At 35.3% G+C, this 19687-nt stretch carries 15 protein-coding genes and 1 tRNA gene; 12 read left to right on the top strand and 4 right to left on the bottom strand.

Annotated features, from left to right (window positions below):
- The first annotated feature begins 14 nt into the window (after positions 1–14).
- From FDM27_RS09580 to chrA, 5 genes are all read left to right on the top strand, one after another.
- Positions 15–2126 (top strand): RagB/SusD family nutrient uptake outer membrane protein, encoded by a 2112-nt coding sequence (locus FDM27_RS09580; RefSeq protein WP_071186125.1) that lies wholly within the window; start codon positions 15–17, stop codon positions 2124–2126.
- A 165-nt stretch (positions 2127–2291) separates the two neighbouring features.
- Positions 2292–4907: an alpha-L-arabinofuranosidase C-terminal domain-containing protein gene (locus FDM27_RS09575; RefSeq protein ID WP_255510511.1), complete on the top strand. Its 2616-nt coding sequence runs from the start codon at positions 2292–2294 to the stop codon at positions 4905–4907.
- 56 nt (positions 4908–4963) lie between these two features.
- A complete protein-coding gene (locus FDM27_RS09570; RefSeq protein ID WP_140486084.1) occupies positions 4964–7336 on the top strand; it encodes a glycoside hydrolase family 127 protein in 2373 nt (790 codons plus the stop codon).
- Positions 7337–7430: 94 nt separating this feature from the next.
- Positions 7431–7862, top strand: a complete 432-nt coding sequence (locus tag FDM27_RS09565) for a DoxX family protein (protein WP_140486083.1) — start codon at positions 7431–7433, stop codon at positions 7860–7862.
- Positions 7852–8982 (top strand): chromate efflux transporter, encoded by a 1131-nt coding sequence (gene chrA, locus FDM27_RS09560; protein ID WP_140486082.1) that lies wholly within the window; start codon positions 7852–7854, stop codon positions 8980–8982. Before FDM27_RS09565 ends, chrA begins: the two co-directional genes overlap by 11 nt.
- A 146-nt stretch (positions 8983–9128) precedes the next feature.
- Here chrA and FDM27_RS09555 read toward each other — a convergent pair.
- Positions 9129–9201 (bottom strand) — tRNA-Phe (locus tag FDM27_RS09555).
- 99 nt (positions 9202–9300) lie between these two features.
- Here FDM27_RS09555 and FDM27_RS09550 point away from each other — a divergent pair.
- The 6 genes from FDM27_RS09550 to FDM27_RS09525 all read left to right on the top strand — a co-directional run bounded on the left by FDM27_RS09550 (position 9301) and on the right by FDM27_RS09525 (position 15566).
- Entirely contained in the window at positions 9301–10035 is a 735-nt protein-coding gene (locus FDM27_RS09550; protein WP_140486081.1) for a type III pantothenate kinase, read from the top strand.
- Positions 10028–11278: a hypothetical protein gene (locus FDM27_RS09545; protein ID WP_140486080.1), complete on the top strand. Its 1251-nt coding sequence runs from the start codon at positions 10028–10030 to the stop codon at positions 11276–11278. Before FDM27_RS09550 ends, FDM27_RS09545 begins: the two co-directional genes overlap by 8 nt.
- Before the next feature lie 80 nt (positions 11279–11358).
- Positions 11359–11883, top strand: coding sequence for an LPS export ABC transporter periplasmic protein LptC (lptC, locus tag FDM27_RS09540; protein WP_255510510.1), 525 nt, complete (start codon positions 11359–11361; stop codon positions 11881–11883).
- An 18-nt stretch (positions 11884–11901) separates the two neighbouring features.
- Positions 11902–12096 carry a DUF6526 family protein gene (locus FDM27_RS09535; RefSeq protein ID WP_140486079.1) on the top strand — a complete coding sequence of 65 codons (195 nt, stop codon included), beginning with the start codon at positions 11902–11904 and terminating at the stop codon, positions 12094–12096.
- A gap of 3 nt (positions 12097–12099) precedes the next feature.
- Positions 12100–13359 carry a hemolysin family protein gene (locus FDM27_RS09530; RefSeq protein WP_140486078.1) on the top strand — a complete coding sequence of 420 codons (1260 nt, stop codon included), beginning with the start codon at positions 12100–12102 and terminating at the stop codon, positions 13357–13359.
- Positions 13360–13466: 107 nt separating this feature from the next.
- Complete coding sequence (locus FDM27_RS09525) at positions 13467–15566, top strand: peptidylprolyl isomerase (protein ID WP_140486077.1); 2100 nt, start codon at positions 13467–13469, stop codon at positions 15564–15566.
- 191 nt (positions 15567–15757) lie between these two features.
- On the opposite strand, the gene pepT is transcribed toward FDM27_RS09525, so the two are convergent.
- The 3 genes from pepT to FDM27_RS09510 form a co-directional block, all read right to left on the bottom strand.
- Positions 15758–17038, bottom strand: coding sequence for a peptidase T (gene pepT, locus FDM27_RS09520; RefSeq protein WP_140486076.1), 1281 nt, complete (start codon positions 17036–17038; stop codon positions 15758–15760).
- Positions 17039–17098: 60 nt separating this feature from the next.
- Positions 17099–17506: a DUF1003 domain-containing protein gene (locus FDM27_RS09515; protein ID WP_140486075.1), complete on the bottom strand. Its 408-nt coding sequence runs from the start codon at positions 17504–17506 to the stop codon at positions 17099–17101.
- Between the two features lie 91 nt (positions 17507–17597).
- Positions 17598–18149, bottom strand: a complete 552-nt coding sequence (locus FDM27_RS09510; RefSeq protein ID WP_140486074.1) for a hypothetical protein — start codon at positions 18147–18149, stop codon at positions 17598–17600.
- 288 nt (positions 18150–18437) lie between these two features.
- On the opposite strand from FDM27_RS09510, the gene FDM27_RS09505 reads away from it, so the two are divergent.
- Positions 18438–19457 carry a quinone-dependent dihydroorotate dehydrogenase gene (locus tag FDM27_RS09505; RefSeq protein WP_140486073.1) on the top strand — a complete coding sequence of 340 codons (1020 nt, stop codon included), beginning with the start codon at positions 18438–18440 and terminating at the stop codon, positions 19455–19457.
- Positions 19458–19687 lie beyond the last annotated feature (230 nt).

The raw sequence follows: 19687 nt of genomic DNA, 5'->3' as shown, positions 1-19687 counted from the left end.
TAAAATATAGTAAAATGAATAAATTTAAAAATATAGGAATCGGTCTGCTGCTATTAACGGGACTGTCTTTCAGCTCTTGCTCCAAAGACTTTCTGGATGAAGAGCAAACAAATCGCTATTCAACAGATTATTTTGAGACAGCAGAAGGACTTGAAGCTTTAACCCTATCACTTTACGGTAACATCAGATGGCATTTTGGGTTTGAATGGGCTTATGGAATTACACTTTACGGAACGGATGAGTTTACCAATGCGAATGACTTAACCAATCAAATGTGGAATAATTATGATAACCGTTTAGCACCTTTTAGAGCAACTCCTGCTTTAGGAGCTGCAAATAATAACGCAACAGGACCGGAAGCACTTTGGGATCAGATGTATTTTGGTATTGCGTCAGCCAATAGAATCATTGCCAATGCCAATAAAATTTCAGACCTAACAGTTAGGAACCGTTGTTTAGCACATGCTTATTTCCTTCGCGGATACAATTATTATCGTCTTACTGCTCAATATGGAGGTGTAGTATTACAGACTAAACCTGTAGTTGGAATTGTACGTAACTTTACCCGTTCTACTGACGAACAATGTTGGGAGCAAGTAATTTCTGATTTCCGTAATGCTTACAATTTGTTTGAAGGAGAAATTTTTACTTATGGTAAAGGAATTACATGGACAAAGGCTACAGCTGCACATTTCCTAGCAAAAGCCTTATTATTCCGTTCTTCAGAACGAAATGATGCCTGGAACAGCGCTTACAAAGATGCAGATTTGAATGAAGCTATTGATGCTTGTACTTATGCTATTAATGCTCGAGGTCCATTAACGAGCAACTATAGAGATTTGTTCGGAAACTGGACTGGAGTGGATTCGGCTGCTGAGCAACAAAACGAAATTCTTATGGCAGCAGGACACAATGCAGACCCAATTACAGCAGGACGTTTTGGAAACCGTACCTACAATTATTTCGCTCCTCAATTCTCAAATTTTGCAGGAGGTTGGGTTCGCCGTGGGGTATGGATTGGAAGTATGGATTTTCAACGTTGTCGTCCTACTGAGTACAGTTATGCCGTTTATGATCACGTCAATGACTCCCGTATGTGGAAAACATTTAAAACCGTTTATGGTGCCAATACTATTGTAGGAGCAAATCCAAACGGAGTTCAACTTGGCGATCCTGCTATTGTAATGATTTTAAATACAAAAGACGATGCTACTTATAATGGCTATACTTTTGGGTCAACCAACCAAAATCCAACATGGAGAGATGATAATAGTAGATTGCCAGCCTGGACTGTTGGTTCTCGTCAAACAGCTACTTCCGGATCTTTAACTACCAAAGTAGGACACTATTCTCCGAACTCATTAGTATTGTATAAAAATGGAACTTATGTAGCTCCAACATTCGGGACAGGTACTAGTTTCAGTAACTTCTTTGCAGGTATCAACAAAACCGAAGATGGATCTCGCCAGGCAGAAAGAGGAGATTCACGACGTGATGTAACTATGGCACGTTTGGGAGAGACTTATCTTGTTAGAGCTGAATGTTATGCACGTTTAGGACAATATGCTGAAGCAATGGGAGATATTAATATCATTCGTGCCCGAGCCCAATGGAAAAATGGAGAAAATAGATCATATTATAGAGATGGTTCACAAGCGTTTGAAACGAATGGATTAAATACAGGGACAAATGCAACCAATTATATCAATTCTAATTTGAATATGAATACGTATTATTTGTCTAATCCTACTCTTGCTGTCACTACAGCTGCGTCTAATTTACAATTAACTTCATTTCCGGCTAATTTACCTGCTGAAGATGAAGCTGTAATGACTAAGGTTGGAGCAAGTTCTAATTACCAGCGTGCCTTACACTTTATATTAAACGAGCGTACTCGTGAATTATTAGGAGAATGGCAACGTTGGGAAACTTTATCGCGTACTGGAACCTTAATCACCCGTGCTAAAGCGTTTAACACAGAAGCAGCTCCTAATATTACTGCTAACAAACATGAATTACGTCCTATACCGCAATCTTTTATAGATGGCTTACGAAATGATGATGGTTCTAATTTAACTGAAGCACAGGCAAGAGCTTGGCAAAACCCAGGATACATAACAAACTAAGATTTTTTTTGTCCTTCAAATTACCCTCAAATTGTATTTTACTTTTTGGGGGTATTTTTTTATAATTATTTAAGCTTGAATTAATAAATGTTTTTTTTACATTTGTTAATTCGGGCTTCTTGTTAAAAAAAACAGGACAAGTTAATTTTATAAAGAATAAAACCAATGAAAAATAAAATGAAACTGAGTATTGTTGTATTTATAATGAGTTTTGTAATGGTCTTACCAGCCTTTGCAAACAACAATATAAAGTTAGCCCATCCGGGTTCAGTATATTTATTTGCCTATACTCCGGAAAATTTATCGGGTAGAACAGGATTACAGTTTGCCTGGAGTGTCGACAGAAAAAATTGGTATTCGGTAGGGCAGAATTATAATTTTTTATATTCCGATTATGGAAGATGGGGTTCTCAAAAAAAGATGATAGCGCCTTATCTTTTTAAGGCTGTTGACGGAATGTGGCATTGTGTGTGGAGTTTGAATGATAAAGATGGAAATTTTGCGCATGCGGCTTCTAAAGATTTGATTAGCTGGGGACGTCAGTCGTATCCTGTGGTCATGAAAGATAATAATTGCCTGAAACCGATAGTTTCTCAAAATAACGGAATTTTTACGATATCATGGAAGAGTTCGGCTAATGCCACAAATGGATTATTTGCTGTAACTACAACGGATTTTGTAAAATATGCTGCTACAAAAACAATTCAGGAATCAGAGCGTGTCGATTTAAGGGAAGCTGTTGCCATTGCTGGGATTGTTCAAAACGGAACCGTAAACAAAGTTTCCTGGGATGTGGTGAATGATTTAATTAAGGCTGAACAACTAGTAGCTTATAAAAATCAATTGAATGGGGAAACTTCAAAAACCGATGCTAGTCGTTTTGCTTCACTTAAAACACTAAATGCGACCATTACTGTAGAAGCTTCTCAAAGTAAAAAAATAAGTAACATGCTTACAGGGGTGTTTTTTGAAGATATTAATTATGCTGCCGACGGTGGATTGTATGCTGAGTTGATTCAGAATCGTGATTTTGAATATGCATTGAGTGATAAGGAAGGTCGTGATAAATCATGGAATAGTTCTAAATCCTGGTCTATTGAAGGAAATCAAAATACATTTACTATTGATTCGCTTTCGCCAATTCACGAAAACAATAAGCATTATGCTATTTTGAAAACGGTTGAGGTTGGTAAAGGTTTCAGTAATGAAGGTTTTGATGGCATTGCTTTAAAAGCAGGTGAGAAATATGATTTTTCATTGTTTAGTCGAAATTTGGCTGGAGCTAATACGAAGTTACTTGTTCGTTTAGTTGGTAAAAATGGAGAAAAATATGCCGAAACTACGATTAATTCGAATAGTGTAAATTGGAAAAAATACAGCACTGTTTTGATCTCCAATAAAACAGTAGCCGATGCAAAATTAGAGATTGTTCCTCAAAATATCGGAAGTATTGCTTTAGATATGATTTCGCTGTTTCCACAAAAAACATTCAAAGGACGTAAAAACGGTCTCCGTGCCGATTTAGCTCAAACTATTGCTGATATTCAGCCAAAATTTATGCGTTTTCCAGGTGGATGCGTGGCTCATGGCGATGGATTGGGAAATATTTACCATTGGAAAAATACCATTGGTCCACTGGAATCCAGAAAGCCACAACGCAATCTTTGGGGCTATCATCAATCGATGGGATTGGGTTATTTCGAGTATTTTCAGTTTTGTGAAGATATGGGAGCAGCTCCTTTACCTGTAGTTTCGGCGGGAGTTCCTTGCCAGAATTCAGGAGTAGGCGGAGCAGGACAACAAGGCGGCATTCCGATGAGTGATATGGATGAATATGTTCAGGATGTGTTGGATTTAATTGAATATGCCAATGGAGATGTGAATACCAAATGGGGAAAGAAAAGAGCCGAAGCAGGACATCCAAAACCATTTAATCTTAAATATGTTGGAATAGGAAATGAAGATTTGATTACGGATATTTTTGAAGAGCGTTTTACGATGATTTTTAATGCTGTAAAAGCAAAATATCCCGAAATTACCGTTATTGGTACGGTTGGACCTTTTTATGAAGGAACGGATTATAACGAAGGTTGGGCTCTTGCCGATAAATTGAATATTCCAATGGTGGACGAACATTATTACGAATCGGTGGGTTGGTTTATTAATAATCAGGATTTTTATGATAAGTATGATCGTTCGAAATCAAAAGTATATCTTGGGGAATATGCTGCTTTTTTACCGGGACGTCCCAATAATATCGAAACTGCTTTGGCGGAAGCCCTATATTTAACATCAATTGAACGCAATGGCGATGTGGTAAGTATGGCTTCTATTGCGCCAATGCTAGCCAAAGAAGGTCACACACAATGGAATCCGGATATTATTTATTTCAATAATTCGGAAGTGAAACCAACAGTGGGTTATCAGGTTCAAAAAATGTACGGAAACAATGCAGGAGATACTTATTTTTCAAATGATATCAGTATTTCTGATACCAGTGAATCAGTTCGAAAACGCATTGGAGTTTCGGTTGTGCGCGATAGTAAAAGCAATGATTTAATTGTAAAATTGGTTAACATGCTTCCGGTTTCGGTAAATACACAATTGAATTTGAAAAATCTTGGAGTAGTGGCTTCCAATGCAAGTCGTACGTTGTTAACTGGAGCACCAGATAGTAAAACGGCTTTGCCAAAAACAGATACTATTGCAGTAAACGAGGAGTTTTCAAGTGAACTGCCAGCGTATTCATTTTCGCTTATTCGAATAAAAACCAAAAAATAATTTAGAAATAAATCAAGGAGGAATTTATTTTCTATAATCCAACTAAAACCAAAATTATGATATTAAAAAATGTAAAAAACAATCTATGGTCGGTTGTTTTGATTACGCTGAGTGCTACTGCTTATAGTCAGTCAGCACAATTGCAGTCTTTTCCGTTAACTTCTGTTCGTTTGTTAGAAAGTCCTTTTCAAAAGGCGCAGCAAACCGATATGAAATATATTTTAGAACTCGATGCCGATAGGCTGCTGGCACCTTATTTAAAAGAAGCCGGAATCACGCCTCTAAAGGATAATTATGGCAATTGGGAAAATACAGGATTGGATGGTCACATTGGTGGACATTATCTTTCGGCTTTATCGGAGATGTATGCCGCAACTGGAAATCAGCAAATAAAAGAACGTTTAGATTATGTGCTGGATTGGCTGGAAAAATGCCAATTAAAAAATGGAGACGGTTATATAGGCGGTGTTCCTGGAAGTAAGGCATTGTGGGCTGATATTGCTAAAGGCAAGATTGATGCGGGTGGTTTTTCGTTAAACGGAAAATGGGTGCCTTGGTATAATGTTCATAAGGTTTACGCGGGTCTTGTGGATGCTTACAAACTAACGGGGAATGAAAAAGCTAAAAAGATGCTAATTCAATTGTCCGATTGGTGTTTGAAATTAGTGGCTAATCTTTCGGATGAGCAAATCCAATTAATGCTAAAAAGCGAGCATGGCGGTATGAACGAAGTTTTTGCGGATGTTGCCGCAATTACAGGAGATAAAAAATATTTAGTTTTGGCTGAAAAATTTTCGCACAAGACCATTTTGAATCCTTTGTTAAAAGATGAAGACAAGCTGAATGGTATTCATGCCAATACACAAATTCCAAAAGTAATCGGTTTTATGCGTGTAGCCGAAGTAGGTGGTGATACAAAATGGGCTGATGCGGCTAACTTTTTTTGGAAAACAGTAGTCGAAAATAGAACCATTTCCATAGGAGGAAATAGTGTGAGAGAACATTTTAATCCTTCGAATGATTTTTCGTCCATGCTTGAATCCAGAGAAGGTCCTGAAACCTGCAACAGTTACAACATGCTTAAATTGAGTAAGCATTTGTTTCTGGCACATCCTGAGGCTAAATACATGGATTATTACGAGCGTACCACTTACAATCATATTTTATCATCGCAGCATCCTGAAGGAGGATTTGTTTATTTTACGCCTATTCGTCCGCGTCATTACCGTGTGTATTCGGAGTCACAGGAATCTTTTTGGTGTTGTGTGGGTTCTGGTATAGAAAATCACGGAAAATATGGCGAAATGATTTACGCTCATGATGCTACCAATTTGTATGTGAATCTTTTTATTCCTTCCACTTTAGAATGGAAAGAAAAAGGATTGAGGCTGACACAAAATACGAAGTTCCCTTTCGAAGAGCAATCAGTCTTTACATTGGATTTGAAAAAAGCGCAAAAGTTTGCGGTTAAGTTCAGATATCCTTCCTGGATAACGAACGGAGAAATGAAAATTAAGGTAAATGGCAAAGAAGTAGCGATTGAAAAAGATGCGAATTCTTATGTTTCAATTAATCGAAAATGGAAATCAGGAGATGTTATTTCAATAGTGCTGCCAATGCACAATAGCGCAGAACAACTTCCGGACAAATCGGCTTGGGTTTCATTTGTGCATGGACCAATAGTTCTGGCTGCTGTTACAGGTGAGACTGATTTAATAGGCTTAAGAGCCGATGGAAGCCGAATGGGGCATATTGCAAACGGACCAATTTATCCAATTGAAGAAGCGCCAATGTTGGTTTCTAATTCAAATGATTTGGCACAATCTTTAAAAGAAATAAAAAACAAACCCTTTACGTATTCTGCTTCGGATATTATTTATCAGGATCAATTTAAGAACTTACAACTGGTGCCTTTTTTCCAAATCCACGATGCGAGATACATGTTGTATTGGCCTTATACCACAAAGGAAAAATTACCTGAATTGCAGGCTGCAATGAAAGAAAGAGAAGATGCGAAAATGAAATTGGAAGCACTAACAGTAGATTTAGTTACGGCTGGAGAGCAGCAACCTGAAAATGATCATAATTTTAAAGGTGAAAAAACTGATACCGGAATTTATAAAGAACGTCATTATAGAAACGGAACGGGATTCTTTAGTTATGATTTGAAAAACCCAAAAGCGGAAGCACGTAAGTTGAGAATCACTTATTTTGGTTCGGATAAAAACAGAAATTTTGATGTTTATCTGAACTCCGTTTTAGTTGCTTCGATTGCGATGGATGGAAAAGAAGGCAATCAGTTTATTGATAAAATAATTGAAATTCCGGCCGAAATTTTAAAATCAAATGCAAAGTTGCTGGAAGTGAAATTTCAAGCCAAACCGAATTCGTCTATTACAGGTATTTACGAAGTACGCTTGATGAAATAGACTCAAAAATAATAATTAGAAAACCTTTTGGAAACAAAAGGTTTTCTAATTTAGTGCCACAATTGTAACAGACAGAAAATCTTAACAAGAAAATATGTTAGCAAAAATAATCAGTACAAACAATTCTAAAACCAGAATACTCATTCGTTTAATTGTGGGGGCAGTATTTTTATCAGAAGGTATTCAAAAGTTTTTATTTCCGGCACTTCGGGGAGCAGGAAGGTTTGAAAAAATAGGTTTGCCATCGCCTGAATTCTTAGGCAGTTTTGTTGGTGCGTTTGAAATTATTTGCGGTTTGTTGCTCTTAATCGGGTTGTTTTCAAGGTTGGCAAGTATTCCTTTGATTGTAATTATGCTTGTGGCATTGGCAATAACAAAATCAGAAGTTTATTTAGAGGAAGGATTATGGGAATTGCTCCACGAAAGCAGAACTGATTGGGCAATGCTTTTAGGGAGTTTCTTTTTATTAATTGAAGGTAGTGGCGGTTACTCATTTGACAAAATGATAATAAGGAATGGTAGATAAAGCAGAATTAAAAGATTTAGCAAAGCTTTTTTTAAAACTCGGTATAATTGGTTTTGGTGGTCCTGCGGCTCATATTGCAATGATGCGGGAAGAAGTAGTTGTAAGGCGAAAGTGGTTAACGGAGCAACATTTTTTAGATTTAATAGGTGCGACCAATTTGATTCCGGGGCCTAATAGCACCGAAATGGCTATTCATGTTGGACATGAAAAAGCAGGTTGGAAAGGTTTATTGATTGCGGGACTTTGTTTTATTTTACCTGCGGTTTTTATAACAGGAATTTTTGCCTGGCTTTACAAGCAATTCGGGCAGCTTCCTCAGGTGCAGCCTTTTGTTTACGGAATAAAACCTGCAATAATTGCTGTGATTCTGGGGGCTATTTTTCCATTGGCAAAAAAATCATTAAAATCATTCGAATTGCTCATCGTTGGTCTTCTGGTTTTAAGTTGTTCTTTGCTGGGTATTAATGAAATTTACCTGATGTTTGGAGCAGGATTTCTTGCTTTGTTTTTGGATTCTATTCGAAATAAATCCTTGAGAAATACCAATAGTGTTTTTCCTTTAGCTTTTTTGCCGATTACCAACACCGCTTTTCTTTCGGTAACCAACTCAAATCTATTTTTGATTTTTTTAAAAATAGGTGCCATACTTTATGGAAGTGGTTATGTATTGTTTGCTTTTTTAGATACTGAGCTGGTCGCAACGGGATTTTTGTCAAGAGCTCAACTTATTGACGCTATCGCTGTTGGGCAATTTACACCGGGACCGGTTTTTTCTTCGGTAACATTTATTGGTTATCAAATTAATGGACTATCCGGAGCTGTTGTTGCTACTATTGGGGTTTTTCTGCCGTCTTTTGTTTTTGTTGCCTTACTGAATCCATTGGTTAAGAAAATGCGGAATTCAAATAGCTTTGCTGTATTTTTAGATGCCGTAAATGTGGCTTCGGTGGCAATTATTGTTGCTGTTTGTGTGCTAATGACCAAAGAAACCATCACAGACTGGCGTACTATTTTAATTGCGGTTTTGAGTATTGGAGTAAGTTTTGGTTACAAAAAACTAAATAGTGCGTTTGTTGTTTTGGGAGGTTCTTTAATGGGGTATTTGTTGGCGTTGCTGTAATTTTTTGGGGATAGTTTGCTTGTTCTTTTTCTAAAAGATAAAAGCGAATAACCTAAAAAATCCGTTTTTATTTGCTGAATCAGTGTCATCCGTGTTCCAAATTGTTACAAAAACAAAAAACCCGAACTCTAAGAATTCGGGTTTTGTGGTACCTCCAGGGATCGAACCAGGGACACATGGATTTTCAGTCCATTGCTCTACCATCTGAGCTAAGGTACCGTGCTTGTTGCGGGTGCAAATATAGAACCATTTTTAATATATCCAAAACATTTTTATGAAAAAATCTATTCGTACATTCGCTAAACCAAAAATCAAAATATGATATTAACTGTTGATGTGGGGAATACCCAAATTAAAGCGGCTGTTTTTGAGGGTGATACCATTTTGGAGCGTTTTGTTTTTGATAAAAAAGCTCTTGAGAAAAAGATAGAAAAAATTTTAGAAAAATTTGAAACAATAGCTCATTTGGTGGTTTCTTCGGTAGCAGATGTCGAAAAACAATCTTTTTTAGCATTCGAAGACAAGGTTAAGGTTCATTTTGTTTCAAATGAAGATTCTTTTCCGTTTTTCAATAATTATGGGACTCCAAAAACTTTAGGAATTGACCGTATGGTACTTGCTGCGGGAGCTACTTTGTTATATCCCAATCAAAACAGATTGATAATCGATGCAGGAACCTGTGTTACCTATGATTTTGTCGATGAAAATAATGTATATCAGGGCGGTGCCATTGCGCCGGGATTGCGGTTGCGATATGAATCTTTGAATCAGTTTACGGCAAAACTTCCGTTGTTGACTTTGCAAAGTCCGGAAAGCTATATCGGAAAATCAACAGCTGAATCCATACATTCGGGTGTGGTTAACGGATTGGTCTATGAGATTGACGGTTTCGTAGATGAATATAAGGCAGCTTGTACAAAAATTATCATAATTTTAACGGGTGGTGATGCAGATTTTTTGGCTAAACGATTAAAAAATACCATATTTGCCAATTCAAATTTCCTTTTGGAAAGTTTGAACCAAACATTTCAATACAAAATCAAAAATGATTAGAAAAATTATAACAAGCTTTTGCTTGCTTTTATCACTGCTGTCTTTTGCTCAGGAGGGGACTTCTTCACCTTATTCTTTTTACGGAATTGGAGATGTACGATTTAAAGGAACTATTGAAAGTCGTTCGATGGCTGGAGTGCAGGTGGAACAGGATAGTATTCACATCAATTTAGATAATCCGGCGAGTTATTCTAATCTAAAATTGACCACTTTTACGGTGGGTGGAACTTATAACCAAACAACGTTGAAAAATACTACTGCTTCTGAACAGGCTAAGAGAACTACTTTTGATTATTTGGCAGTAGGATTGCCTATGGGGAAATTAGGTGTGGGATTTGGTTTGATACCTTATTCTTCTGTGGGTTTTAAAATTACGAATACTTCAGATGTGGCAGATGGACAAAATACTCGTGATTTTGGAACGGGTGGAGTAAATAAAGCTTTTTTTGCTGCTTCTTATAAAATACTTCCTAATTTTAGTATAGGTGCTAATGTGGATTATAATTTTGGACGAATTGAAACAACTAATTTGCAATATATTAATGGAGTTGTTTTAGGAAGCAGGGAATTGAACAGAGCTGATTTATCAGGTGTAAACTTCAATTTTGGAGCTTTGTATCAGTCAAAATTGACTAAGAAACTGAGTTTGTACAGCAGTTTGAGTTATAGATTAGAAAGCAAATTGGCTTCTGATAATACCCGAAACAGAGATGTTGTGAGTCTGACATCTGATTTTGATGTGACTTCAGTAGAAGCATTGGATGAGGAAAAAGATTCAGAAAACCTGACTTTGCCAAGTGAATTAAGAATTGGTCTTGGAATAGGAGAATCTAAAAAATGGTTAATTGGGGCGCAAATTATTTCGGCAAGTCAGGGAGATTTAGCAAATACTTATAATAATTTGCCTAATGTGTCTTACGAAAAAGCAATGAAATATAGTTTAGGAGGTTATTTTATTCCTAACTATAGTTCTTTTTCAAACTATGCTAAAAGAATTGTTTACCGAGCAGGGATTAGATATGAAGAGACAGGTTTGGTTGTTAATTCGCAATCAATCAAAGATCAGGGGCTTAGTTTAGGTGTAGGTTTGCCTATTACAGGAAGTTTTTCTAATATAAACTTAGGTTTTGAATTTGGGAAAAGAGGCACTACTTCTGCATCTTTAATTCAGGAAAACTATGTTAAACTTAGTGTTGGACTTTCGTTCAATGACAGATGGTTTGTAAAGAGAAAGTTTGATTAATAATTGCTTTAAGGAAATTTTGCTTAGTTTCACTTTGCTTGTTTAAAACTATGTTTTTATTTAAAAAAAATAAAATGTTTATGGTAGTCACGGCCTTAGCTGTGACTCTGTTTTTTGGGTGCGAAAGTAATTTTAAAAAAGTACAAAAAATTAATTTTACCGAATTTACTCCCTCAGGTGACGCCGACAATGTTCATCTAAAATACACCGATTCGGGTTTGATAAAAGCAGTTTTGCTTAGTTCAAAAATGCTGGATTATGCTACTGTGGATTTTCCTTTTACCGAATTTCCTAAAGGAGTTGATGTTACTTTGTATGATAAAAAAGCAAAAAAAACCCGGGTAACATCTAATTATGCAGTTTCATACAAGCAAACCAATATTATTGATTTGCAGGGAAAAGTAAAAATTGTTTCCCAGGACGGACAAATGTTAGAGACCGAACAATTGTATTATGATCAAAAAAACGAATGGTTTTTTACCGAGAAAAAGTTTAAATTTACTGATTTAAAAGGCGCTTCAAACGGTCAGGGAATTGATTTTAGCAAAGATTTTAAAGTAATTAATTCACAAAGAATAACAGGCGAAGTTTTAACAGCCGAATAATCATTAAATTTTTATACTATGAGTTTTTTTAAATATACTCCTTATGTTTATCTTATCCTGGCAGCTTTCTTTATTTATGATGCTATCGAAAAATGGAATGTAGCCGATGCAACGCCTGTGTTGAGTCTTTTAATGGCGGGCTTAGGGATTTTTATGTTTTTCTTTAGAAGAAGATTTGCAAAAAAAATGCAAGACCGTAACGGTAAATCATAGTTTATGGAAATTAGTATTATAATTCTATGTCTAATACTATCTGCATTTTTTTCAGGGATGGAAATTGCGTTCATCTCTTCCAATAAAATTTATCTTGAACTTGAGAAAAAACAAGACGGTTTTATCTCCAAAATTCTCACTAAACTTACTGAAAAACCATCTAAGTTTATAGCTGCAATGCTTATTGGGAACAACATAGCATTAGTAGTTTATGGTTTTTTTATGGGAGATCTCATTATGGAATGGGTAACTTCTTTTAGTTATTATTTTTCAGATTTTCTGAGTTTGTTTATTCAAATAGTGATTTCTACGGTGATTGTTTTGATTACAGCCGAGTTTTTACCAAAGGTTTTTTTTCAAATTTATTCTAATAGTTTAATCAAGTTTTTTGCCGTTCCGGCTTATGGTTTCTATTTGCTTTTCTATTTTATTTCGACATTTTTAATTTGGGTTTCCGATTTTATTTTGAAGAAATTCTTTCGAACCGAAGGAGATCAGGTTCAATTGTATTTTTCGAAAGTAGAATTAGGGAATTATATCACTGAGCAAATGAGTACGGTGAAAGATGACGAAGAAGTGGATTCGGAGATTCAGATTTTTCAAAATGCACTGGAATTTTCGGGAGTAAAAGCGCGTGATATTATGACGCCAAGAACCGAAATTGTGGCTGTAGATTTGTATGATTCGGTGGCTGAACTCAAAGATTTATTTGTGCAAACCGGTTATTCTAAAATTGTGGTTTATGAGAATTCATTAGACGAAATTGTAGGTTATGTGCATTCGTTTGATTTGTTTAAAAAACCCAAACATATCAAATCAGTGGTTATTGCTGTCGAATATGTTCCTGAAACCATTTATATTAAAGATGTCATGGATTTGCTTACTAAAAAGCGAAAAAGTGTGGCCGTGGTTTTGGACGAATACGGAGGGACTTCAGGTATTATTACGGTGGAAGATATTGTCGAAGAACTTTTTGGCGAAATTGAAGACGAACATGATTTAGACGAAGAATTAATTGAAAAAGAATTAGAAGAAGGTGTTTATCTTTTTTCGACCCGATTTGATGTAGAATATTTAAATCAGACCTATAAATTTCAGATTCCTGAGAGTGATTCCTACGGAACTTTGGGTGGATTTATTGTCGATTTTACAAAAGAAATTCCTCAAAAAGGCGATGTTATTGCCATTGAGAACTATCATTTTGTGATTGAAGAGGCAACAAATAAAAAAATTGAATTAGTAAAAATGACGGTAAAAGAGTAATTTTTTTAGAAAAGTGAAAAATCTTTTAAAATAAAACGTTACTTGTATTGTTATTAGCGAGATAATTGTATTTTCGCAAACTGAATATAAAATTAACAACAATAAAAATGGCAGTTTTATCAAAAATTAGACAACGATCCGCTTTAATGATTGCAGTAATTGCACTGGCTTTATTTGCATTTCTAATAGGTGATTTGTTTCAGAGTGGTACATTTAGCAGTACTTCAAAAGATGTAGGAAGCATCAATGGAAAAGATATTTCATTTGAGGATTTTAGACTTAAAGTTAGTGAGGTTGAAAAAAGTGGTCAGGGAATCACTCCTACAGCTGCAGCTAACAGAGTTTGGGAACAAGAAGTTTCTGTGGCTTTGCTAACTTCTGAATTTGATAAATTAGGATTGAGAGTGGGTGAAAAACACATCATCGAAATTTTAAAAGCTGACCAGAATATCGGTCAAAATCCAATGTTCCAGAATGCTGCGGGTATGTTTGATTTGGCTAAATTTAAGGATTACTTTAAAGCAAATCCTGCACAGGCAGAATATTTGAAACAAAGAGAAAAAGATGCTGTACTTAATGCAAAATACCAAATTTACAGCACTTTGGTACAATCTGCTTCTTATACAACTAAGGCTGAAGGAAAATTGAAATATAGAATGGAAGCTGATAAGGCTAATTTCTCTTATGTTGGAGCTTTATTTTCGTCAATCAAAGACAGTGAAGTAAAAGTAACTGATGCTGAGATCTTAGAGTACATGAAGAAAAACGAAAAAAGATACAAAGCAGAAGAATCCCGTTCAGTAGAATATGTTTTGATAGAAGACAAACCATCTGCAGCAGATGTGGCTGAGGTAAAAGCCAGAGTTAATGCTTTGTTGACAGGAAGTGTGGTTTACAATCAGGCTACTGCTAAGAATGATACTTTAGCCGGATTTAGAACAGCTGCAAATGTTATTGAATTTGTAAACTCAAATTCGGATATCCCTTATGATTCGACTTATGTTGCTAAAAAAGATTTGCCGGCTGTAGATGCTGACAGATTATTTAATTTAGCTCCGGGCGAAGTTTACGGACCTTATGTTTATGGAGATTATTATTGTATTTCAAAATCTTTGGGTAAAAAATTAGGTGTTAATGCTAAGGCAAGTCATATCTTAATTAGTTACGAAGGAGCGCAGGTTCCTAATCAAAGAGAAAAGAGAACTAAAGAAGAGGCAAAAGCTAAAGCTGAAGAGGTTTTAGCTCAGGTTAATGCTAATCCGGAAAGTTTTATGATGTTAGCTTTCCAGTATTCTGATGATTCATCTGCACAACAAGGTGGTGATTTGGGGTATTTTGGGCCTAACCAAATGGTGAAACCTTTTAATGATTTTGTATTCAGTAGCAGTATTGGTAAAATCGGTTTAGTAGAAACTAATTTTGGATTCCATATTATAAAAGTTACTGATAAGCAAGACGGAATTCGTTTGGCTACTGTAGCTCAAAAATTAGAAGCTTCTGAGGCTACTTCAGATGAAATCTTTGCAAAAGCTACTCAATTCGAAATGGATGCAGCTGATAAAGATTTTAATAAATTGGCAAAAGATATGAAACTTAAGGTAGCTCCTGCGGTTTCTGTAAAAGCAATGGATGAGACTTTTGGTTCTTTAGGAAACCAAAGAAATATTATTAGATGGGCTTTTGAAGACGGTACTAAAGTGGGTTCAGTAAAACGTTTTGAAGTTGCTAATTTAGGTAACGTAATTGCAACAGTTAAAAATATTGATGATTCCGGATTTGCACCAATTGATCAGGTAAGACCATTTGTTGAAACTAAATTAAAGAATGCTAAAAAAGCCGAATTGTTAAAAGCTAAAATGAATGGAAGTTCACTTGAAGCTATTGCTAAGGCTACAGGTAGCAAAGTAGAGCAAGCGGTTAATGTAACCTTGGATAACCCAGTATTGAACGGTGGTGTTGGTCAGGAGCCAAGAGTAGTAGGAAACGCATTTGCTTTAGCAGCCAACAAAATATCAGCTCCTATTGAAGGTAACACAGGAGTTTATGTAGTGAAAACTACAAGTATTGTTAAAGCTCCGGCAGTAAAAGATATTTCTCCTTATGTTGTAAAAGTAAAAGCGCAATCAGCAGGAGATGTAAACAGAGTGTTGCCTGCTCTTAAAGATATTGCTGATATTAAAGACAACAGAAAACTGTTTAATTACTAGTTTTATCTGGTTAGATTAATTTTAATTTCACATAAAAAAAAACCGATGTAATTCAAACTTACATCGGTTTTTTTTGTGTCTTTTCGGTTGTAAATTGCAGTGTTTTTTATGACAACGCCTAGACAATTGAAACGTGATTTAGATTGCTTTTTTGGTAAAAAAAATTAGTTCGAAATGACGTTATTAGCGAACTATTTCTTCTTTTTGGTCTTTTTTGTTTGCTCAAAGCCAAAATCAGGTAAGGCAGTCAATTCGGCAATTTTTACAATTACTTCTACAGCTTTTTGCATACTTTCTACAGGAACATATTCGTATTTTCCATGAAAATTATGTCCGCCGGCAAAAATGTTTGGACAGGGTAATCCCATGTACGATAATTGCGAACCGTCAGTTCCGCCACGAATGGGTTTGATGATTGGTTTGATATTCAGTTCTCTCATTGCTTTTTCGGCAATATCCACAATATGTTTTACAGGAAGTACTTTTTCTTTCATATTGTAATATTGATCTTTAATCTCGGCAATAACAATATCTTCTCCAAATTGATTAGCAAATTTCCTGTTGATTTTGCGCGCTATTTTTTGGATTTTTTCTTTTCTCTTTTCAAATTTTTTCAGGTTGTGGTCTCTGATAATCAATTCAACAATCGTTTCTTCGATGTTTCCGTTGAGGTGATGTACATGATAAAAACCCTGATAGCCTTTCGTCTTTTCAGGAACTTCATCAGCAGGTAATTCGTTGATGAAAGCATTTGAAATTAACATGGAGTTAATCATTTTTCCTTTGGCGTAGCCCGGATGGACGCTTTTTCCTTTGAAAGTTATTTTGGCGGAAGCCGCATTAAAATTTTCATATTCTAATTCGCCTATCTGACTTCCGTCCATGGTGTAAGCCCATTGAGCGCCAAATTTTTCCACGTCAAAAAAGTGTGCCCCACGACCAATTTCTTCATCAGGGGTGAATCCAATTCTTATTTTTCCGTGTTTGATTTCCGGGTTTTTAATGAGGAATTCCATGGCGGTAACAATTTCGGTAATTCCGGCTTTGTCATCTGCACCTAATAGAGTTGTTCCGTCAGTGGTAATTAAGGTTTGACCTTTGTATTGCAATAAATCTTTGAAATAGTCTGGTGATAAAATAATGTTTTGTTTCGCATTCAAAACAATGTCTTTTCCATCATAATCAGTTACAATTTGTGGTTTTACATTAGCTCCGCAAAAATCAGGCGAGGTGTCAAAATGTGATACAAATCCTACTGTAGGTACTTCGTGCTCAACATTACTTGGCAAAGTTGCCATGATGTAAGCTTTGTCGTTTATAGTAACGTCTTGCATTCCAATAGCTTTTAGTTCTTCGACTAATTTATTGGCTAAAACCCATTGTTTTTCGGTGCTTGGAGTTGTTTTTGAATCAGGATTGGATTCGGTATCAATAGTTACGTAACTGATAAAACGATCAATAATATTTTGCATAAAATAATTTTTTATTGGAGTCCAAAGATAAGATTAATTTGCAGCATAGTAAATCCAACTTTATTTCATATTTTCCAGCATTTGGATTATTTTATCTAATTTTTCTACATCAATAGAGTTGAGTTTTGTTGCCAAAGCTTCGATTTCAAGTTTTGCTTCTTTATTGGTGTCATAATCTTCCTGAGCCTGGATGCGATCCCTTTCGTTTTGACGGTTTTGTGACATCATGATTATAGGTGCAGCATAAGCCGCCTGAGTAGAAAATAAAAGGTTGAGCAAGATAAAAGGATAGGCATCCCAATGCTTAAAATAAGCAATAAGATTCAATCCCATCCAAATGATTACAAATACTGTCTGAATGATTATAAATCGCCAAGAACCCATTCCTTTGGCTACTGAATCGGCAATACGGCTCCCGAATGCCAGGCTATCATAATGTTGCTGATGCCAGTTTTTATTGATATTCATATGCGGTGTTTTTTATTTAAAAGTAAAGAATGTTTATAAAAAAAACTGCAAATTCAACAATTGCTGAATTTGCAGTTAATTTTAGGATTATTTAATTTCTCAATTTGCTTAATTTTTCTTCTTCTTTGACAAGATCTGCGTTGAGTTTGTTTATCTTAATTTGTTGTTTGCTGATTTTGATATTTTCTTTTTCTATATCAGTAGAACTTAGTTTGCCTTTTGATTTTTTACTATCTAATTTTTCTTTGTTTCGGGTCAAACTTTTTTCTTCATTAGCAATTTTAGTTTTTAACTTATTGATTGATTTTTCGCCTGACAAAATTTTGTTTTGCTGTTTTTCAAAAGCTTTTTGTTCTTTTTCAAAATCTTTTTGCTCTTGTTCTAATTTTTTAGCCTCTTTTAATGCCTTTTTTTCTTCCTTCATTTTGGCCTGAAGCATTTTTTCTTCTTTTTTTAATGCCTCTTTGTCCGGGATAGTTGCAGCTGCTTCGGGAACTACTTTTATAATGGTGTCTTTAACGGTGGTGACTGTAGTTATAGTCGTTTTTTTTACGGATTTTATAGTGTCGTTTGTGATTTCCTGTGCTAAGAAAACTTGAAAACTAGCAAGTAATACAGCGGTAAAAATAAATTGTAGTTTCATGATAATGTGTTTTAAGTTAATAATAAAAATGAGTCATAATTATTAATTTCTCTAATACAATATAAGAAAAATCTTTTCGAAAAGCCATGTTTTTTGGATTTTATATAAGTTAATGAATTGTTTTTTGGAGTAAATGGCTGTTTTTTAGTTGTTTATGATTTGTTTTTGTGCTTTGTTTAACTAATGTTTAGCTCATTTGTAGGTTCTTTCAGTATGCGAACTCAATTCTTGTGTTATAATTTTTTTATCCATTAGATAATTCTATTTTTGCAGACAAATTAAAATCCTATGTATAAACAGTTTATCCGACCGCTATTTTTTTGTTTTGATCCTGAAAAAATACATCATTTTACGTTTTCGTTAGTTCGCGTTACTTCTAAAATACCTGGTTTTTCAGTTCTTTACAGAACGCTTTATTTGGTAAATGACAAAAGATTAGAAACGGAAGTTTTTGGGTTGAAATTTAAAAATCCTGTTGGTTTAGCTGCGGGTTTTGATAAGGATGCCAAATTATACAAGGAATTGTCTAATTTTGGTTTTGGTTTTATCGAAATAGGGACTTTAACACCAAAAGGGCAGGAAGGAAATCCTAAAACACGTTTGTTTCGTCTTAGAGAGGATTCGGCAATTATTAATCGAATGGGATTTAATAATGGTGGTGTGATGGAAGCTGTTGAAAGACTGAAATCGAATCCCGGAGTTTTAATTGGAGGAAATATAGGTAAAAATAAAGTGACTCCTAACGAGGAAGCAACTTCGGATTACGAAATTTGTTTTGATGCTCTATACGATTATGTGGATTATTTTGTGGTGAATGTGAGTTCGCCAAACACACCAAATCTTCGTGAACTACAGGATAAAGAGCCGTTGACGCAGTTGTTGCAAACTTTGCAGAATAAAAATTTGGCTAAGCCAAAACAAAAACCAATTCTGTTAAAAATTGCTCCTGATTTGACTGACGAGCAATTGTTAGATATTATCGATATTGTGAATGAAACCAAAATTGCAGGTGTAATTGCTACTAATACTACCATTTCACGTGAAGGTTTACAATCGGCAAATAAAACTGAAATGGGCGGATTATCAGGAAAACCGTTGACGAAACGTTCTACTGAGGTGATTCGTTTTCTTTCACAAAAAAGCAATAAGGCTTTCCCGATTATAGGGGTAGGAGGAATTCATTCTGCCGATGATGCTATCGAAAAATTAGAAGCGGGAGCTAGTTTGGTACAATTGTACACCGGTTTTATTTATGAAGGTCCAGCCTTAGTAAAAGCCATCAATAAAAAGATTTTAAGTCGTATGTAATATTTCGCAAAGGTTCACAAAGAAGGGACTAAGATTCGCTAAGTTTTTTTACTTAAAAACGGTTTGTTTTTAACTCTGTGCGCTTTGCGAAAACTTTTTCCAAACTTTTGGGGTTAAACTTTTTAAATTTCTTTGTGTAGCTCTGTGTTTTCTTTGTGGATCTTTGTGTAATAGCGTAATAAAATATAAATGCGTAATTCTTCAACAGAGTTGCGCTTTTTTGTTGGTTC

Source organism: Flavobacterium sp. GSA192, from assembly GCF_006386525.1.
Lineage (GTDB): Bacteria > Bacteroidota > Bacteroidia > Flavobacteriales > Flavobacteriaceae > Flavobacterium > Flavobacterium commune.
This window is presented reverse-complemented; position numbering and strand designations above follow the sequence as displayed.

Coding starts and splice junctions, on each gene's coding strand:
- FDM27_RS09580 (WP_071186125.1), top strand. CDS start 15: ATGAATAAATTTAAAAATATAGGAATCGGTCTGCTGCTATTAACGGGA.
- FDM27_RS09575 (WP_255510511.1), top strand. CDS start 2,292: ATGAAAAATAAAATGAAACTGAGTATTGTTGTATTTATAATGAGTTTT.
- FDM27_RS09570 (WP_140486084.1), top strand. CDS start 4,964: ATGATATTAAAAAATGTAAAAAACAATCTATGGTCGGTTGTTTTGATT.
- FDM27_RS09565 (WP_140486083.1), top strand. CDS start 7,431: ATGTTAGCAAAAATAATCAGTACAAACAATTCTAAAACCAGAATACTC.
- chrA (WP_140486082.1), top strand. CDS start 7,852: ATGGTAGATAAAGCAGAATTAAAAGATTTAGCAAAGCTTTTTTTAAAA.
- FDM27_RS09550 (WP_140486081.1), top strand. CDS start 9,301: ATGATATTAACTGTTGATGTGGGGAATACCCAAATTAAAGCGGCTGTT.
- FDM27_RS09545 (WP_140486080.1), top strand. CDS start 10,028: ATGATTAGAAAAATTATAACAAGCTTTTGCTTGCTTTTATCACTGCTG.
- lptC (WP_255510510.1), top strand. CDS start 11,359: ATGGTAGTCACGGCCTTAGCTGTGACTCTGTTTTTTGGGTGCGAAAGT.
- FDM27_RS09535 (WP_140486079.1), top strand. CDS start 11,902: ATGAGTTTTTTTAAATATACTCCTTATGTTTATCTTATCCTGGCAGCT.
- FDM27_RS09530 (WP_140486078.1), top strand. CDS start 12,100: ATGGAAATTAGTATTATAATTCTATGTCTAATACTATCTGCATTTTTT.
- FDM27_RS09525 (WP_140486077.1), top strand. CDS start 13,467: ATGGCAGTTTTATCAAAAATTAGACAACGATCCGCTTTAATGATTGCA.
- pepT (WP_140486076.1), bottom strand. CDS start 17,038: ATGCAAAATATTATTGATCGTTTTATCAGTTACGTAACTATTGATACC.
- FDM27_RS09515 (WP_140486075.1), bottom strand. CDS start 17,506: ATGAATATCAATAAAAACTGGCATCAGCAACATTATGATAGCCTGGCA.
- FDM27_RS09510 (WP_140486074.1), bottom strand. CDS start 18,149: ATGAAACTACAATTTATTTTTACCGCTGTATTACTTGCTAGTTTTCAA.
- FDM27_RS09505 (WP_140486073.1), top strand. CDS start 18,438: ATGTATAAACAGTTTATCCGACCGCTATTTTTTTGTTTTGATCCTGAA.